Annotated in this window: 9 protein-coding genes; 5 read left to right on the top strand and 4 right to left on the bottom strand. The window is 66.5% G+C overall.

All coding sequences use genetic code 11. From position 1 onward, the window contains the following. The first annotated feature begins 46 nt into the window (after positions 1-46). Positions 47-4,945, top strand: coding sequence for an alpha-2-macroglobulin (locus FB548_RS12040; RefSeq protein ID WP_185742097.1), 4,899 nt, complete (start codon positions 47-49; stop codon positions 4,943-4,945). Positions 4,946-5,086: 141 nt separating this feature from the next. After that, positions 5,087-7,438, top strand: coding sequence for a penicillin-binding protein 1C (gene pbpC / locus FB548_RS12035; protein ID WP_142125018.1), 2,352 nt, complete (start codon positions 5,087-5,089; stop codon positions 7,436-7,438). Between the two features lie 2 nt (positions 7,439-7,440). Here pbpC and FB548_RS12030 read toward each other — a convergent pair whose 3' ends face one another. Continuing rightward, positions 7,441-8,115, bottom strand: coding sequence for a hypothetical protein (locus tag FB548_RS12030; protein WP_142125017.1), 675 nt, complete (start codon positions 8,113-8,115; stop codon positions 7,441-7,443). 78 nt (positions 8,116-8,193) lie between these two features. Next, complete coding sequence (locus tag FB548_RS12025) at positions 8,194-8,673, bottom strand: peroxiredoxin (RefSeq protein ID WP_142125016.1); 480 nt, start codon at positions 8,671-8,673, stop codon at positions 8,194-8,196. 148 nt (positions 8,674-8,821) lie between these two features. Between FB548_RS12025 and FB548_RS12020 the strand changes: the two genes are divergently transcribed. Then, a complete protein-coding gene (locus tag FB548_RS12020; RefSeq protein WP_142125015.1) occupies positions 8,822-9,262 on the top strand; it encodes an Hsp20/alpha crystallin family protein in 441 nt (146 codons plus the stop codon). A 149-nt stretch (positions 9,263-9,411) separates the two neighbouring features. Further along, positions 9,412-10,296, top strand: a complete 885-nt coding sequence (locus FB548_RS12015) for a DnaJ C-terminal domain-containing protein (RefSeq protein ID WP_142125014.1) — start codon at positions 9,412-9,414, stop codon at positions 10,294-10,296. Between the two features lie 309 nt (positions 10,297-10,605). On the opposite strand, the gene FB548_RS12010 is transcribed toward FB548_RS12015, so the two are convergent. After that, a complete protein-coding gene (locus FB548_RS12010) occupies positions 10,606-12,795 on the bottom strand; it encodes a M3 family metallopeptidase (protein ID WP_142125013.1) in 2,190 nt (729 codons plus the stop codon). Between the two features lie 143 nt (positions 12,796-12,938). Between FB548_RS12010 and FB548_RS12005 the strand changes: the two genes are divergently transcribed. Continuing rightward, on the top strand, positions 12,939-14,972 hold the full coding sequence (locus FB548_RS12005) for an amidohydrolase family protein (RefSeq protein ID WP_142125012.1): 2,034 nt from the start codon (positions 12,939-12,941) through the stop codon (positions 14,970-14,972). 96 nt (positions 14,973-15,068) lie between these two features. Here the strand turns inward: FB548_RS12005 and FB548_RS12000 are convergent, their stop codons facing one another. Next, positions 15,069-15,668: a hypothetical protein gene (locus tag FB548_RS12000; RefSeq protein WP_142125011.1), complete on the bottom strand. Its 600-nt coding sequence runs from the start codon at positions 15,666-15,668 to the stop codon at positions 15,069-15,071. Positions 15,669-15,788: the final 120 nt, after the last annotated feature.

The following is a 15,788-nucleotide window of genomic DNA, read 5'->3' as shown; positions in this document are numbered from 1 at the left end:
CATGGGATCGGTACGTCGGAACACGAAGAACGCGCGCAACTGCTGGATGCGCGCGTTTTTTATTGGGTTGCTCGCGGCGGCGGCACTCGCCGGCTGCAAGCGCAACGAGTCCGGGCAGTTGCCCGAAGCCAGCGGCGAGCCGATCAAGGCTCAGGCCGCGAGGGTGGAAGGCTTTGCGCTGGTCGGCGCCTATCCCGACCAGCATGACGGCGACCTCGCCATCGCGCTGGAATTCAGCCGTCCCTTGGTCAGCTCGCAGGACTTCGATGCGTTGCTGGTGGTGAAGGACGCCAACGGCGCCGTGGTGAAGGGCAGCTGGGTGCTGGACGACAAGGGCCTGGTGCTGCGCTTCCCCTCGGTGGAAGCGGCCAAGGACTACGAAGTCACCCTGAAGGCCGGCCTGTCCGCCGCGGACGGCACGCGCCTGGGCAAGGACGACACGCGCAAGGTGCACACCGGCGAGCTGGATCCTGCCGTGGGCTTCGCCTCGCAGGGCAGCGTGCTGCCGGCGCGCGAGAGCCGCGGCCTGCCCGTGGTGTCGATCAATGTGCCGGAAGTGGACGTGGAGTTCCTGCGCGTCAGCGAGAAGCAGCTGCCGAAATTCTTCGCCGAATACCAGCGTGGCGGTCGTCGCGGCAGCTGGGACCTTGACAGTGACTACGGCGACAACACGCCGCTGGGTAAATTGGCTGAGCCGGTCTATCTCAACCGCTTCGTGCTGGGTGGCAAACCCAACGAGCGCGTGCTGACCTACCTGCCGATCCAGGACATCCGCGAGTTGCAGGATCCTGGCCTCTATTTCGCGGTGATGAAGCGCACCGGCAAGTTCGCCGGCGAATTCGAGACCGCGTTCTTCACCGTCAGCGACATCGGCCTGCACACGCGCGCCTTCAAGGACAAGCTGTTCGTCCACACGGCATCGCTGCAGGACGGCACCGCCACCGGCAGCGTCGAACTGAAAGTACTGGATGCGCGTGGCGAAAGCATCCTGGCCGGCAAGACCGACGGCAACGGCAATGCGCTGCTGAACTACACGCTGGATGCCGGCCATGTGCTGGTCGCCACGCGTGGCAAGGACGTGTCGATGCTGCCGTTCAACCAGCCGGCGCTCGATCTGTCCGAGTTCGCCGTGGCCGGCCGCGAGCAGGCCTGGTTCGACGTGTTCGCATGGTCCGGGCGCGACCTGTACCGCCCGGGCGAAACGGTGCGCATCTCCGCGCTGCTGCGCGACAACGACGGCAAGCCGGTACCGGCGCCGAAGCAGGGCGGCGGCCAGCCGGTGTTCCTGCGCCTGAAGCAGCCTGACGGAAAAGTCTTCCGCGAGACTCGGCTGCAACCGGGAGCGCAGGGGTATTTCAGCTTCGAGCAGGCGATTCCGGTGGAAGCGCCGACCGGGCGCTGGCAGGTGGAGTTCCGCACCGACCCGGCCAGCAAGGAAGCCGTGCAGGGCATGACGCTGCGCATCGAGGAGTTCCTGCCCGAGCGCATGAAGCTGGACCTGGATGCGGCACAGCCTGTGCTGAAGCCGGGCCAGCCGTTGAAGCTCAAGGCGACGGCGGCCTACCTGTATGGCGCGCCGGCCAGCGGCAATCGATTCACCGCCAAGCTGGCGGTGGCGGTGGAGCAGCACCCGCTGGAACAACTGCCAGGCTATTTCTTCGGCGACCCGACGATGGAACTGCCGAAGGAAGCCAAGGACGTCATCGACACCACGCTGCCCGAGAACGGTGTGCTGCAGGAAGACATCGCGCTGCCCATCGAAGCGAAGCCGCGCAGCACCATCGCCGCCATCGTGTCCGGCAGCGTCTATGAGACCGGCGGCCGCACGGTGAACCGCACGCTCAAGCGCGTGTTGTGGCCGGCCAATGCATTGGTCGGCATCCGGCCACTGTTCGACGACAAGGACGGCGCCGATGCGAATGCCAACGCCGGCTTCGAGGTGGTGCGCGTCGATGCGGGCGGCAAACCACAGCCGGGCAAGGGGCTGAAGGCCACGCTGGTGCGCGAGCTGCGCGACTACCACTGGAACTACGACGAGGACGGTGGCTGGGATTACGACTTCACCCGTCGGTTCGAGAACAAGGACACCCGTACGCTGGATGTCGGCACGGGCGCATCGAAGATCGATTTCCCGGTGGAGTGGGGCGAGTACCGGCTGGACGTATTCGATCCGGCCACCGGCCTGACCACGCGCTATCCGTTCCGTGCCGGCTGGAGCTGGGACGACCAGAACCGCGGCCTGGATGCGCGCCCCGACAAGGTCAAGCTGGCGCTGGACAAGACCGGTTACAAGGTCGGCGACACGCTGCAGGTCACCATCACCCCACCGCACGCGGGCAAGGGCCTGCTGATGGTGGAGAGCGACCGCATGCTGTACGTGCAGGCGATCGACGCCAAGCCGGGCGGCACGTTCTCCATCCCGGTGACCAAGGACTGGGAGCGGCATGACGTCTACATCACCGCGCTGGTCTTCCGCGGAGGGTCGGCGCCCAGCAAGATCACGCCGGCGCGCGCCGTCGGCGTGGTGCATGTGCCGATGGACCGGCGCGAGCGTCGCGTCGCCGTCGGGTTGTCGGTGCCGAAACAGATGCGCCCCGAGCAGAACCTGCCGGTAACGGTCAGTGTTCCCGAACTCGCGGGACAGGCCGCGCACGTCACCGTGTCGGCGGTGGACGTGGGCATCATCAACATCACCCGCTTCCCGGTCCCGGACGCGAACGCGCAGTTCTTCGCCCAGCGCCGCTTCGGCGTGGACGCCTACGACATCTACGGCCGCGTGATCGAGAGCTTCGAGGGCGGCAGTGCGAAGATGCGCTTCGGTGGCGACATGGCGTTGGCGGCCTTGCCGCAGGCGAAGCGGCCGACCTCACGCGTGCAGACCGTGGACCTGTTCTCCGGTCCGGTGAAGCTGGACGGCAAGGGCAATGCACGCATCGCGCTGAAGGTGCCGGACTTCAACGGCACGCTGCGCGTGTCGGCGCTGGTCTACTCGGACACACGCTACGGCAACCGCGACCGCGAGACCGTGGTGCGCGCGCCCATCGTGGCCGAAGCCAGCCTGCCGCGCGTGCTGGCGCCTGGCGACCGCAGCACGGTGACGCTGGACGTGCAGAACTTCACCGGCAAGGCCGGCGTGTTCAAGGTAACGGTGAACGGTGAGGGTCCGCTCGACATCGGCGAAGGCAGCAGGACCACCGACCTGGCGGTGGACGCCAAGCGCACGCTGACATTCCCGGTCACGGCGGACGAGGGCTACACCACGGCGAAGGTGCGCGTGCGCGTGGAGGGCAACGGCTTCAAGGTCGACCGCCGCTACGACGTGCCGGTACGCGCGGGCTGGCCGGCGGTGCTGCGCTCGCGCACGCAGGTGCTGGACAGCCTGGCGCCTGTGGAGATGGGCGCGGGCTTTGCTGACGGGCTGATGCCGGGCTCTGTGACGGCACGTATGACGGTCAGCGCGCTGCCGCCGATTCCGTTCGCCAGTGCCTTGAAGGGCGCGCTGGAGTATCCGTACGGGTGCGCCGAGCAGACCACCAGCAAGGGCTATGCCGCGCTGGAACTCGACGATGCCACGGCCAAGCTGCTGGGCATCGATGGACTGGAAGCGAAGAAGCGTCGCGAACGCATGGAGGGCGCGTTCGGACGCTTGGCTTCGATGCAGGTGGCCAACGGCCACTTCTCGATGTGGGGCAACGACGACTATGTCAATCCGGGCCTGACGCCGTACATCGCGGAATTCCTGCTGGATGCGCGTGAAGGCGGTTTCGCCGTGCCGGACGCCGTGCTGCAGAAGGCGCTGACCCGCCTCAACGAGGACCTGCTGGCCGGTGGCGCGCAGTTCTACGGGTACGACCGGCGCGATCACCTCAAGTTCGCCAACCAGGCCTATGCAGGCTACGTTCTGGCACGCGTGAACCGGGCGCCGCTGGGTACGCTGCGTGCGTTGTACGACAACGAGCGCGGCAAGAGCCTGACCGGCCTGCCGCTGGTGCACCTGGGTATCGCGTTGTCGCTGCAAGGCGACAAGAACCGTGGCGCCAAGGCGATCACCGAAGGGTTCGCCAGGACGGGTGATCGCCCGGAATACCTGGGCGACTACGGGACGAAACTGCGCGACGACGCCTTGATGATCGCGCTGGTGCACGAGCGCAAGCTGGCCAAACCGGAGTTCGACCGTCGCGCCATCTCGCTGGGGCGCGAGCTGGATGCACGTCGCAACAGTGGCTGGCTGTGGTTGAGCACCCAGGAGCAGGTGGCGCTGGCAAGGCTGGGCAAGGCGTTGATGGTCGACCAGAAGAAACTGGTGTCGGGCCAATGGAGCATCGGCGGCGACGCGCAGACGGTGACGCCCGTGCGCCTGTTCGGGCGCAGCGTGGACCATGCTGCGCTGGCGCGTGGCGTGCGTTTCGTACCCGAGGGTTCGCCGCCACTGTACGCATCGCTCGATGTGGCCGGCATTCCGCGCAGCGCGCCGGCGCCGGACAACCGCCAGATCGGCATCGAGCGCCGCTACTACACGACCGATGGAAAGGAATGGAAAGGCGGCACGCTGAAGGAGGGCGAAGCCTTGATCGTGCGCGTCGGCATCACCGCCAATGTCGCCATGCCGGATGCATTGTTCACCGACCTGCTGCCGGCGGGGCTGGAGATCGAGAACTTCAACCTCGGCGATGCCAAACAATGGGCCGAGGTGGTGGTGGATGGCATCTCGATCAGCGACCGTGGTGGCGCGGCCGACGTGAAGCATGAGGAGTTCCGCGACGATCGCTACGTGGCCGCGCTGAAACTGGATCGCGGCGGCACCGCCAAGGTGTTCTACCTCGTGCGCGCGGTGACGCCGGGCACGTACACCGTGCCGCCCTCGCTGGTTGAGGACATGTACCGCCCGGACATCCGTGGTGTCGGCAAGGCGTCGCCGGCGACGATCACGGTGGTGCAGCCGTGACGCTTTCCTTCTCCCCGCTCGCGGGGAGAAGGGCCGCATCCTTGGTTGCCGTGGGAGCGACGTGAGTCGCGACGGATTGCCGGTAACGCCTTATCGCGACTCACGTCGCTCCCACGGCCATACGCATCGCTACAACCCTTCATGCAAAAGCGACCTTTCCCCGGGCTGTTGACCTGGCTGCGCTGGGCTACCGTCGCCGTGCTCGTCGCGCTGCTGGTCCTCGATGTCGCCTTCCCACCACCGCTGCCGAAAATCCGCGACACCAGCACCTTGGTCGTCGCGCGCGACGGCACGCCGCTGCGCGCTTTCGCCGACCGCGATGGTGTCTGGCGCTATCCCGCCACGCCCGACACGGTGTCGCCGCTCTACCTGCAGGCGTTGTTGAACTATGAGGACCGCTGGTTCTGGAAACATCCCGGTATCAATCCGTGGGCGCTCATGCGTGCGGCCGGGCAGTTCGTGCAGCACGGGCGGGTGGTCTCCGGCGGCTCCACGCTGACCATGCAGGTCGCGCGCATGCTGGACCGGCATTCGCGCACGCCATGGGGCAAGGCCAAGCAGATGCTGCGCGCGGTGCAACTGGAAGCCCATCTCTCGAAGCGCGAGATCCTGACGCTTTACCTGGAGCGCGCCCCGTTCGGCGGCACCATCGAAGGCGTGGATGCCGCGAGCTGGGCGTATCTCGGCAAGCCGGCATCGCGGCTTTCGCATGCCGAGGCAGCACTGCTCGCGGTGCTGCCGCAATCGCCCAGCCGGCTACGCCCTGACCGCCATCCGGATGCGGCGCGTATCGCGCGGGACAAGGTGTTGCAGCGCATGGCCGATCTCGGCGTCTGGTCGAAGACCGAGGTGGAAGATGCACGCATCGAGCCCGTCGTCGCCCGAAGCCTGCAAGCGCCGTTGAGCGCCGCACTGCTGGCCGAACGCCTGCGCCGCCAGCAGCCGCGCGCGTCGCGCATCACGTCCACCATCGATGCTGGCCTGCAGCGCACCCTCGAGGAGCGCGTGCAGGGCTACTTCTCCACCTTGCCCGCGCGCACGTCGGCCGCGCTGCTGGTGGTCGACAACGCCACGATGGAAGCACGTGCATACGTCGGCTCGGTGGCATTCGGCGATCGCGAGCGCCTGGGGCATGTGGACATGGTGCAGGCGTGGCGCTCGCCCGGCTCGACGCTGAAGCCGTTCCTGTATGGGCTGGCGCTCGATGATGGCCTGATCCATTCCGAAAGCCTGTTGATCGACGCGCCGCAATCGTTCGGCGGTTACCGGCCCGGCAACTTCGACGCTGCATTCAACGGACCCGTCAGCGCAGCGGACGCCTTGCGCCTCTCGCTCAACGTGCCGGCGGTGGACCTGCTGGATCGCGTGGGTCCGGCGCGGTTCTCCGCGCGATTGGCGAACAACGGCCTGGTCCTGCGCTATCCACGCGGCGCGCAGCCCAACCTGTCGCTGATCCTCGGCGGTACAGGTGCGCGCCTGGAGGATCTGGTGGGCGCATACGCAGGATTGAATCGTGGCGGACTGTCAGGCCGCGTGCGTTACACAGCAGAGGATCCAGCCTCCGATCGACGCCTGCTGTCGCCCGGCGCGGCATGGATCATTCGCGAAGTACTGGAGGCGCATCCACGTCCCGGCTATGGAAGCGGCGTACTCGATACCGGCAGTCGGCCGCGCGTGGCATGGAAGACCGGCACCAGCTATGGCTTCCGCGATGCCTGGGCGCTCGGCAGCACCCGTCGCCATACCGTCGGGGTGTGGGTGGGCAGGCCCGACGGCACGCCGCTGCCTGGCCAGTACGGCGCGGTCACCGCGCTCCCGTTGATGTTCGAAGTGATCGACAGCCTGCCGCGTGCGCAGGGCGATGCGGGTCCGATGCCGCCACCTGCCGACGTGGCGGAACAGCAGGTCTGCTGGCCGCTGGGCACACAGGCAGAAGCCGAGTCGCCGCAGCTCTGCCAGCGCAGGCGCGATGCGTGGACGCTGGGTGGCAATGTGCCGCCCACGTTCGCCGAACGCGACGCACGCCTGTGGAGTGCCGGCCGCGAGCGCTTCGAGGTGGATGCGCGGACCGGGCTGCGTCTCTCGGGCGAGTGCGCACGCACGCACGACGCGCGCAGCACGGAGATAGCGCGCTGGCCTGCATTGGCCTCGCCTTGGCTGCCTGCGCGCGAGCGGACGGCGTCGCGGCTGCCGCCGTTGTCGCAAGACTGCCAGCCCGATGGCCGCGATGCGGTTGAGGAACTGCGCATCGACGGCTTGAATGACCTCGCCACGCTGGCGCGTGCGCCGGGCAGTGAGCATGGCGTCCGGTTGCAGTTGCGCGCACTGGGCACCGACACCGGCGTGCAGTGGCTGCTCGACGGTCGTTGGATCGCGGAGACTCGGGGCGCGCAGGCGTTCCAGCATGATTTCACCGAAACGGGCGAACACCAGCTCACCGCGCTGGCTGACAACGGTGCATGGGCGCGGGTGCGATTCAACGTGTTGCGTTGAGGTCAGTGGAAATGAGCAAGAAACTCACCCAGCGACGTGGCATCAGGTACCAGCAGGTTCATCAGGGCGCCGGCGACGAGCAAGGATAGCGTGGCTGCCACGAATGGCTTCCCCGTATGTCGCAGCGTGGTAGAGATCCAATGATCGTCGGTGGACGGACGCTTCAGGCGTCGGTAGAGGCCGGCGGAAAGGACCGCGTCCAGCGCGAGTTCTGCCAGCAGTGTGGGCGCAATCCAGATCACCCAGCCCACCGCGAGCAGCGCGCCACCGAGCAACACCATCACGAACACGACCGGCAGGGCCTCGTCGGCATCGAGAGTGTTGTCGAGCGACGGAAGCTCGGCCGAGGTCGGGATTGGACCGAAGGAGGCGGACGATGCATGCATTGCCGGGGCATCGAACGATGCGCTGGCGCCGCCGCCGCCGGAACTGCCGCCGCCGCCCTGCCAATCATGCTTTCCGGACGACGACGATGGTGAAGCGCCGTCACCGGAGGGCAAGCCGCTTAGATCCCATTCGCGATGGCGGCGCCAGGCCCAGATCAAACCGAGGAACGTGCCGTACGCGAGTAGCACGCAGATTGGGTAGCGCAGCCAGAGCGCGTCCATGCCGATCGCGGAGAGCACCACGGACGCGAGGAATCCGGTGGCGGCGGTCAGTAGCACCAGCAGGCTCATCTGAAGTCGCGGCACGCTGACCTGTGCCGCGACCAGCGCCCTCAACGTGTCGTGGGATCGGTCACGACGTCGCATACCTCAGCCGATCTGCTCCAGCACGTGCTCCGCGCCGGAAACCTTGTACTCGCCCGGTGCTTCGACGAACACGTTCTTGACCACGCCGTCTTCCACATACAGGGCGAAGCGCTTGGCGCGTATGCCCATGCCATAAGCGCTGGCGTCCATCTCCAGGCCGAGCGCTTTGGCCAGGTCGGCATTGCCATCGGCCAGCATCTGCAGGCCATCCGGCACGTGCTGGGTCTTGCCCCAGGCCTGCATGACGAAGGGGTCGTTGACGGACACGCAGAAGACTTCGATGCCGCGGCTGCGGAAGTCGTTGAAGTGTTGCACGTAGCTGGGCAGGTGCTTCTCCGAGCAGGTCGGGGTGAATGCGCCCGGCACGGCGAACAGTACCGCCTTGCGGCCGTCGAACAGGGTGGTGGTATCCACCGTTTCCACGCCTTCACGGATGCGCTTGAGGGTCACTTCGGGAATGCGCTCGCCAACCTGGATGCTCATGGGGATGCCTTGTGTGGAGGGAAACTGAATGCAGTTTAGCGTGTCGGTGTGGTGCGGCCGTGACGGGCTTGAAATGCCTGGGCAAGCGCCTATTTTCCCGGCATCGGCGCCTGGCCGGGCCGGCGCCACTTCCAGAGGAGATACCGACATGAGCATCGTGCAGTACAACCCTTGGGGCAATGCCCGCGGCCTGCAGGACGAGATCAAGCAGGTCTTCGACCGCTTCCTGGGCGAGGCCGACGCCGACCAGTCCAATGTGGTGACCAGCCAGTGGGCGCCGCGCGTGGACATCCGCGAGGACAATGACCGTTTCGTGATCCTGGCCGACATTCCGGGCGTGGACCCGAAGGACATCGAGATCCACATGGACAAGGGCATCCTGACCCTGCGGGGCGAACGGGTATCCGAGAAGGAAGAGGGCGCACGTTATTCCCGCATGGAACGCGTCCACGGCACCTTCTACCGCCGCTTCTCGCTGCCGGACAGCGCCAACGCCGACGGCATCACCGCCACCGGCCGGCACGGCGTCCTGCAGATCGACATCCCCAAGAAGCCTGAAACCACGCCGCGCCGCATCCAGGTGCAGTAAGCCGTGCCGGGGCCCCGCCGGTATACACGGCGGGGTAGCGGGCGGAGCGATAGAATCGGCCCGTGGCGCCCGCGTCGCGGGCCTTTTCTTTTTTCCGGATGCCTCCCCGCCATGGTGGACGGCATCCCGCGTGATCGTGCGGAGATTCCATGCAGTTCAAGGACTATTACGCGGTGCTGGGCGTCGAGCCCACGGCCGGCGACGCCGAGATCAAGACGGCGTACCGTCGCTTGGCCCGCAAGTACCACCCCGACGTCAGCAAGGAGCCCGGCGCCGAGGATCAGTTCAAGGCCGTCAACGAGGCGTACGAGGCCCTGCGTGACCCGCAGAAGCGGGCAGCCTACGACCAGCTGCGCGCGCGCGGTTACAGGCCCGGCGAAGAATTCCGTCCACCGCCGGATTTCGGGCGCGGCGGACCGGGATCGCAGGACTTCGATTACGAGGAGATCTTCGGCGGCGCGGGTGGCGGCAGCGGCGGATTCAGTGATTTCTTCGAAGGACTGTTCGGCAGGCGCGCCCGCGCGGAGCAGGCGCAGGCGCGCGGACCGCAGCCGATGCGGGATTCGCGCGCGAAGCTGTCGGTGCCGTTGCAGGCGGTGCATGACGGCGGCAGCGTGCGGGTGAACGTCAACGGGCGGCAGCTTGATGTCCGCGTACCGACGGGCGTGAAGCCGGGGCAGGTGATCCGTCTGGCCGGGCAAGGCATGCAGGGCGGCAACCTGCTGCTGGAAGTGGAGTACGCGCCGCACCCGCAGTTCGAGGTTGACGGCCGCAACATCATCCATGTGCTGTCGTTGACGCCGTGGCAGGCGGCCCTTGGCGCAACCGTCAGCGTCCCCACGCTGGGTGGCGCAGTGGACCTGAAGATCCCGGCGGACTCGGATTCCGGCCGCAAGCTGCGCCTGCGCGGGCGCGGCCTGCCCGGCACGCCACACGGCGACCAGATCGTGGAACTGGAGATCACGGCGCCGCGTGCGGAGACCGATGAGCAGCGCCAGGCCTACGCGGCACTGGGCAAGGCCTTCGACGCCTGATCCCATCCACGGAGATGTCGGGTGCGCCCTGGCGTGCCACCCTTTGGCTCAACCTTCAAGGCATCGAGGGCGCCGTGATGGTTCGCCAGGGCAAACCCGATGGCTGGAAGTGCGGGGTGGTGAAATTTTCGCCACCCGTATTGACACGTCCGCCGCACAAGGCGGGCAGAGGGTTATCCACAGTTTCGTGCAGGTTCCATCCACATGCATTGTGGAAAACCCGGCACGCCACTCGGGGATTCCAGTTCCCTGAAAGCACCACGCCACCCGAAGGTGGCGTGGGAAACATCATGCAACCTGGCAGTCCGCTTACTTGACCTGCGTGGCCGCCGGCGCAGCGCTGGCGGGTGCCGTCAGGCCGCGCTTCTCCAGCAGGGGCTCGATCTCGGGATCGTGGCCTGCGAAGTCGCGGAACAGCTTCATCGCATCCTGGCTGCCGCCCTGCGACAGCAACGTCTTGCGGAAGTGGTCGCCGTTCTCGCGCTTCAGGCCGCCGTTGTTCTTGAACCATTCCACGCTGTTCGCGTCCAGCACTTCCGACCAGATATAGGCGTAGTAGCCGGCGGAGTAGCCGCCCATGATGTGGCTGAAGTAGGGCGTCTTGTAGCGCGGCGGCACCGGCTTGTAGTTGATGCCGTCGGCGGTCAGCGCGTCGGCTTCGAACTTCATCACGCCGGCGGCGTCGGGCACCTGGTCGGCGGTGATCTGGTGCCAGCGCTGGTCCAGCATCGCGGCGCCCAGGTACTCGGTCGTCGCGAAGCCCTGGTTGAACTTGGATGCGGCGATCACCTTGTCCAGCAGCGCCTGCGGCATCGCGTCGCCGGTCTTGTGGTGCTTGGCGTAGTTGGCCAGGATCGACGGCCAGTCGGCCCACATCTCGTTGACCTGCGACGGGTATTCCACGAAATCGCGCGGCACGCTGGTGCCGCTGAAGTACGGATACTTCACGTCGGAGAACATGCCGTGCAGCGCATGGCCGAATTCATGGAACGTGGTGGTCACTTCGTCCCACGTCATCAGCGTGGGCTCGCCGGCCGGTGGCTTCGGCACGTTCAGGTGGTTGGCGACCACCGGCTTGTCGCCGGTCAGGCCGGACTGCGACACGTACGAATTCATCCAGGCGCCGCCACGCTTGGAGTCGCGCGCATACGGGTCGAAGATGAAGATCGCCAGCTGCGAACCATCGGCGTTGAACACGTCGTAGGTCCAGGTGTCGGCGTGGTACTTCGGCAGGTCGGTGCGTTCCTTGAACGTCAGGCCGTACAGCTGCGTCGCGGCGTAGAACACGCCGTTTTCCAGCACGTTCTTCATCTCGAAGTACGGCTTGAGCTGCGATTCGTCGAAGTTGTACTTCGCGGCGCGTACCTTCTCGGTGTAGAACGCCCAGTCCCACGGCTCGAGCGCGAAGGTCGGCTCGCCCTTGGCCTTCTGTTCCTGGTCGATCATCGCCTGCAGGTCGGCGGCTTCGCGCTTGGCATTGGCCACGGCAGCCGGGGCCAGCTTGCCGAGCATCGCGTTGACGGCTTCCGGCGTGCGCGCAGTCTGGTCTTCCAGGCCATAGGCCGCGTGGTTCGGGTAGCCCAGCAGCTTCGCGCGGTCGGCGCGCAGCTTCATGATGCGTGAGACCAGCGCGGTGGTGTCGAACTCGCCGCCGCGGCTGCCGCGCACGACTGAGGCTTCGTGCAGGCGCTGGCGCAGGGCGCGGTTGGTCAGCTGCGACTCCGGCGGCTGGCCGGTCGTGTTGAGCAGGGTCAGGACGTACTTGCCCTCGAGGCCACGCTTCTTGGCGACTTCGGCCGCGGTGGCGATCTGGCCATCGGTCAGGCCGTCGAGTTGCTTCACGTCGTCAACGACGACGGCCGAGGCGTTGACTTCCTTCAGCACGTTGTCGCTGAAGGTGGTGCCCAGCGACGCCAGCTCACCGTTCATTTTCTTCAGCGTCGCCTTGTCGGCTTCGTTGAGGTTGGCGCCGGAGCGCACGAAGCTGGTGTGGTAGCGCTCGATCAGGCGCACGCCCTGCGCGTCCAGGCCCAGGTCGTTGCGCTTGTCGAACAGCGCCTTGATGCGGGCGAACAGCTTCGGATTCAGGCTGATGGCGTCGCCATGCGCGGCGAACTTGGCCGAGTAATCGGCGCGCAGCTTGTTGCGCGCATCGTTGGTGTCGGTGCCCACCAGGTTGAAGAACACGGTGGTGGCGCGGTCCAGCACCTGGCCCGATTTCTCCATCGCGATGATGGTGTTCTCGAAGGTGGGCGCGGCCGGGTTGTTGGCGATGGCGTCCATCTCCTTCAGCTGCTCGGCCATGCCGGCGTCGAAGGCGGGGGCGAAGTCGCTGTCCTTGATCTTGTCGAACTGCGGGTAATGCAGTGGCAGCGGGCTTTCGGCGTAGAAGGGATTGGCGACCTGGGCGGTCTGGGTGGCCGGGGTGGCGGCCTGGCTGTAGGCGGGCATGGCGAGTCCGAGGGTCGCGGCGAGCGCGATGGCGAGGCGGGTGGTCATGTAGCGCAACGTCCTGACAGAGTGGATTCCCAAGGGTAACCCAGGGGGGCGGACCGGACCCATGACGAAAGGCATGGGCGACGGACCCGGCGGGGCCTCAATCTGCGGGGGATCGCATCGTGCGTCCCTTGTCGGAGAGTCCCGTGAAGCCTGTCCTTGCGTTCTGCTGTGCGCTGCTGCTGACCCCGTCGGCGCTGGCCGCCGAGACCCTGAAGTACATCGCGCTGGTGGATGGCGGCAAGAAGGCCGGGGAACAGACTGTGACGGTCGGGAATGACGGTGTCACCCGGGTGGACTTCATCTTCAAGGACAACGGGCGCGGGCCGGAGCTGAAGGAGGAGTATCGGCTCGCGGCCGACGGCACGTTCGAGCGTTACCAGGTGAAAGGCGTATCCACGTTCGGTGCGCCGGTGGACGAGACTTTCACCCGTGACGGCGATCGTGGCCAATGGAAGAGCACCTCCGACGCAGGCACGCATACCTTCACCGGCACGGCGCTGTACACGCCGCTCGGTGGCACGCCGGCCACGACGTCGGTGGCGCTGGCGGCGCTGGCCAGGCAGGCGGATGGCAAGCTTCCGCTGGTTCCCAGTGGCACACTGACACAACGCAAGCTCGCGTCGATGGACATCCGCACTGGCGCGCAGTCGCGGACTGTCGACCTGGTGGCGCTGACCGGCATCGGCTTCACGCCGAGCTTCGTATGGGTAACGCGTGATGCCGAGCCGCGCTTGTTCGCTTACATCTACCCGGGCTTCCTGCAACTCATCGAAGACGGCTGGCAGGGCACGGCCGACACCCTGGAAGCCCGCCAGAAGATCGCAGAGCGCGAGGCACTGGTGGCACTGCAGCAACGCCTGGCGCATCCGTTGCCGGGCACCACGCTGATCCGTAATGCGCGCGTCTTCGACAGCGAGAAGGCCGTGCTCGGTGCTTCCTCCGATGTAGTCGTGCGCGATGGCAGGATCGTGTCAGTGTCGCCGGCTGGGCAGGCGGCGGTGGAGGCGCAACAGGTTGTCGACGCCGGAAACCGCGTGCTGTTGCCAGGCCTGTACGACATGCACGTGCATGCGGGGAGCTGGGAAGGCGGTCTGCACCTGGCCGCGGGCGTCACCAGCGCGCGCGACATGGGTAACGACAACGCGACGCTGCAGCAGCTGATGGCCGAGGAGAAGGCCGGCACGCTGATGCATCCGCGCGTGATTCCCGCCGGCTACATCGAAGGCCAGAGCCCGCATTCCTCGCAGGGCGGCTTCGTGGTGAAGGATCTGCCCGGCGCGAAGCAGGCCATCGACTGGTACGCCGACCATGGTTATCCGCAGATCAAGATCTACAATTCCTTCCCGAAAGAGATCCTGCGCGACACCACTGCCTACGCCCACCAGCGCGGCATCCGCGTCAGCGGCCACGTGCCTGCATTCATGCGGGCGCAGGACGTGGTGGAGCAGGGCTACGACGAGATCCAGCACATCAACCAGGTGATGCTGAACTTCTTCGTCACCCCCGAGACCGACACGCGCACGCTGGCGCGCTTCTACCTGGTGGCGGACAAGACGGACGGACTGGATTTCGACAGCAAGCCGGTGCAGGACTTCATCGGCGAACTGGCGAAGAAGCAGGTCGTCATCGATCCGACGCTGGCGACCTTCGAGTTCCTGCACCAGCGCGAGGGCCAGTTGTCGCCGATCGTCGCCGATGTGGCCGACCACCTCCCGCCGGACGTGCAACGCGGTCGCCGCGCTGCGGAACTGAACATTCCTGACGACGTCACCGGTGCCCGCTACAAGCGCAGCTTCGACAAGCTGGTCGACTTCACCGGGCGCATGTATCGCGCAGGTGTCCCGCTGGTCGCGGGCACGGACGAACTGCCCGGCTTCACCCTGCAGCGCGAGCTGGAACTGTACGTGCAGGCGGGGCTGACGCCATCGCAGGTGCTGCAAGTGGCGACCTGGAACGGCGCGAAGTACAGCCGCACGCTGGACGACGCCGGCTCCATCGCCCCCGGCAAGCGCGCGGACCTGGTGCTGGTGGATGGCGACCCGACGGAGAACATCAGTGACATCCGCAAGCTCGCGCTGGTGATCAAGGACGGGCGCGTGTACTACCCGGCCGAGATCCACGAAGCGCTGGGGATCAAGCCGTTTGCGCCTGCACTGAACGTGCAATCCGCTCGCTGACGCAGCGGTTGTAGGAGCGACGTCAGTCGCGACCGTATACCTTGAGGATTCCCAGTCTGCGGTCGCGACTGACGTCGCTCCTGCAGGAGGACAGGGCTACGTCAGGATCTCGTAACGCCGCCAGATCCACGACAACTCGTACAGCAGTGCCATCACCGCGAACGTGCCGTGGAAGCGCGGGTTGCGCGTGGCGATGGCCACCAGGCTGCCGGCGACATACACCGCATTGCGCACCCAGTACTCCGGCCCCAGCTGCTGGGCATAGGCCGTGCCCTTGATCAGGGTGTCGCCGATATCGACGACGAACATCAACGCCAGCAGACCGAAGAACCAGTGCCGTCGCCCGTAGTAGTACTCGCGGTAGCCACCGCCTTCCGGCAGCGATTCCGGGAAGACCAGCGCGCACAGCAGGTACAGCAGCAGCGCGTACAGCGTGACGTACAGGTAGAGGTTGAAGTTCCAGTGCGCCTGGTGGGACAGGCTGAATTCCCACCACCAGAAGTGCAGGACGTAGACGAACATGAAGGCGGCCCAGACAAGATGGACGCCGTGGATGCGGTGTGCGTTCGGTCGCTCCACCAGACGCGCGACGTGGCGCAGCAGGTGGGTCAGGCCCAGGCCGACGATCATGCCCAACAGGATGCGGACATGGATGTAGAGGCTGGCGTGGCTGGCGGGATCGGCAGCTTCTTGCATGGGCAGCATCCTGGACCGGGTGCGCAGCCACGTTAGCCGATCATCGGAGGCTTGGACAGCCGCCGGGCGCATGCCTTGCCCTGCGCGCGCGCGCGGTGTCTGATAGCGCCTTTCCCGGAG

It is taken from the genome of Pseudoxanthomonas sp. 3HH-4, from assembly GCF_006716465.1.
Taxonomy (GTDB): Bacteria; Pseudomonadota; Gammaproteobacteria; order Xanthomonadales; family Xanthomonadaceae; genus Pseudoxanthomonas_A.
This window is presented reverse-complemented; position numbering and strand designations above follow the sequence as displayed.

Bases quoted from the DNA above. Each gene is read 5' to 3' on its own strand.
- FB548_RS12040 (WP_185742097.1), top strand. From the start codon at position 47: ATGCGCGCGTTTTTTATTGGGTTGCTCGCGGCGGCGGCACTCGCCGGC.
- pbpC (WP_142125018.1), top strand. From the start codon at position 5,087: ATGCAAAAGCGACCTTTCCCCGGGCTGTTGACCTGGCTGCGCTGGGCT.
- FB548_RS12030 (WP_142125017.1), bottom strand. From the start codon at position 8,115: ATGAGCCTGCTGGTGCTACTGACCGCCGCCACCGGATTCCTCGCGTCC.
- FB548_RS12025 (WP_142125016.1), bottom strand. From the start codon at position 8,673: ATGAGCATCCAGGTTGGCGAGCGCATTCCCGAAGTGACCCTCAAGCGC.
- FB548_RS12020 (WP_142125015.1), top strand. From the start codon at position 8,822: ATGAGCATCGTGCAGTACAACCCTTGGGGCAATGCCCGCGGCCTGCAG.
- FB548_RS12015 (WP_142125014.1), top strand. From the start codon at position 9,412: ATGCAGTTCAAGGACTATTACGCGGTGCTGGGCGTCGAGCCCACGGCC.
- FB548_RS12010 (WP_142125013.1), bottom strand. From the start codon at position 12,795: ATGACCACCCGCCTCGCCATCGCGCTCGCCGCGACCCTCGGACTCGCC.
- FB548_RS12000 (WP_142125011.1), bottom strand. From the start codon at position 15,668: ATGCAAGAAGCTGCCGATCCCGCCAGCCACGCCAGCCTCTACATCCAT.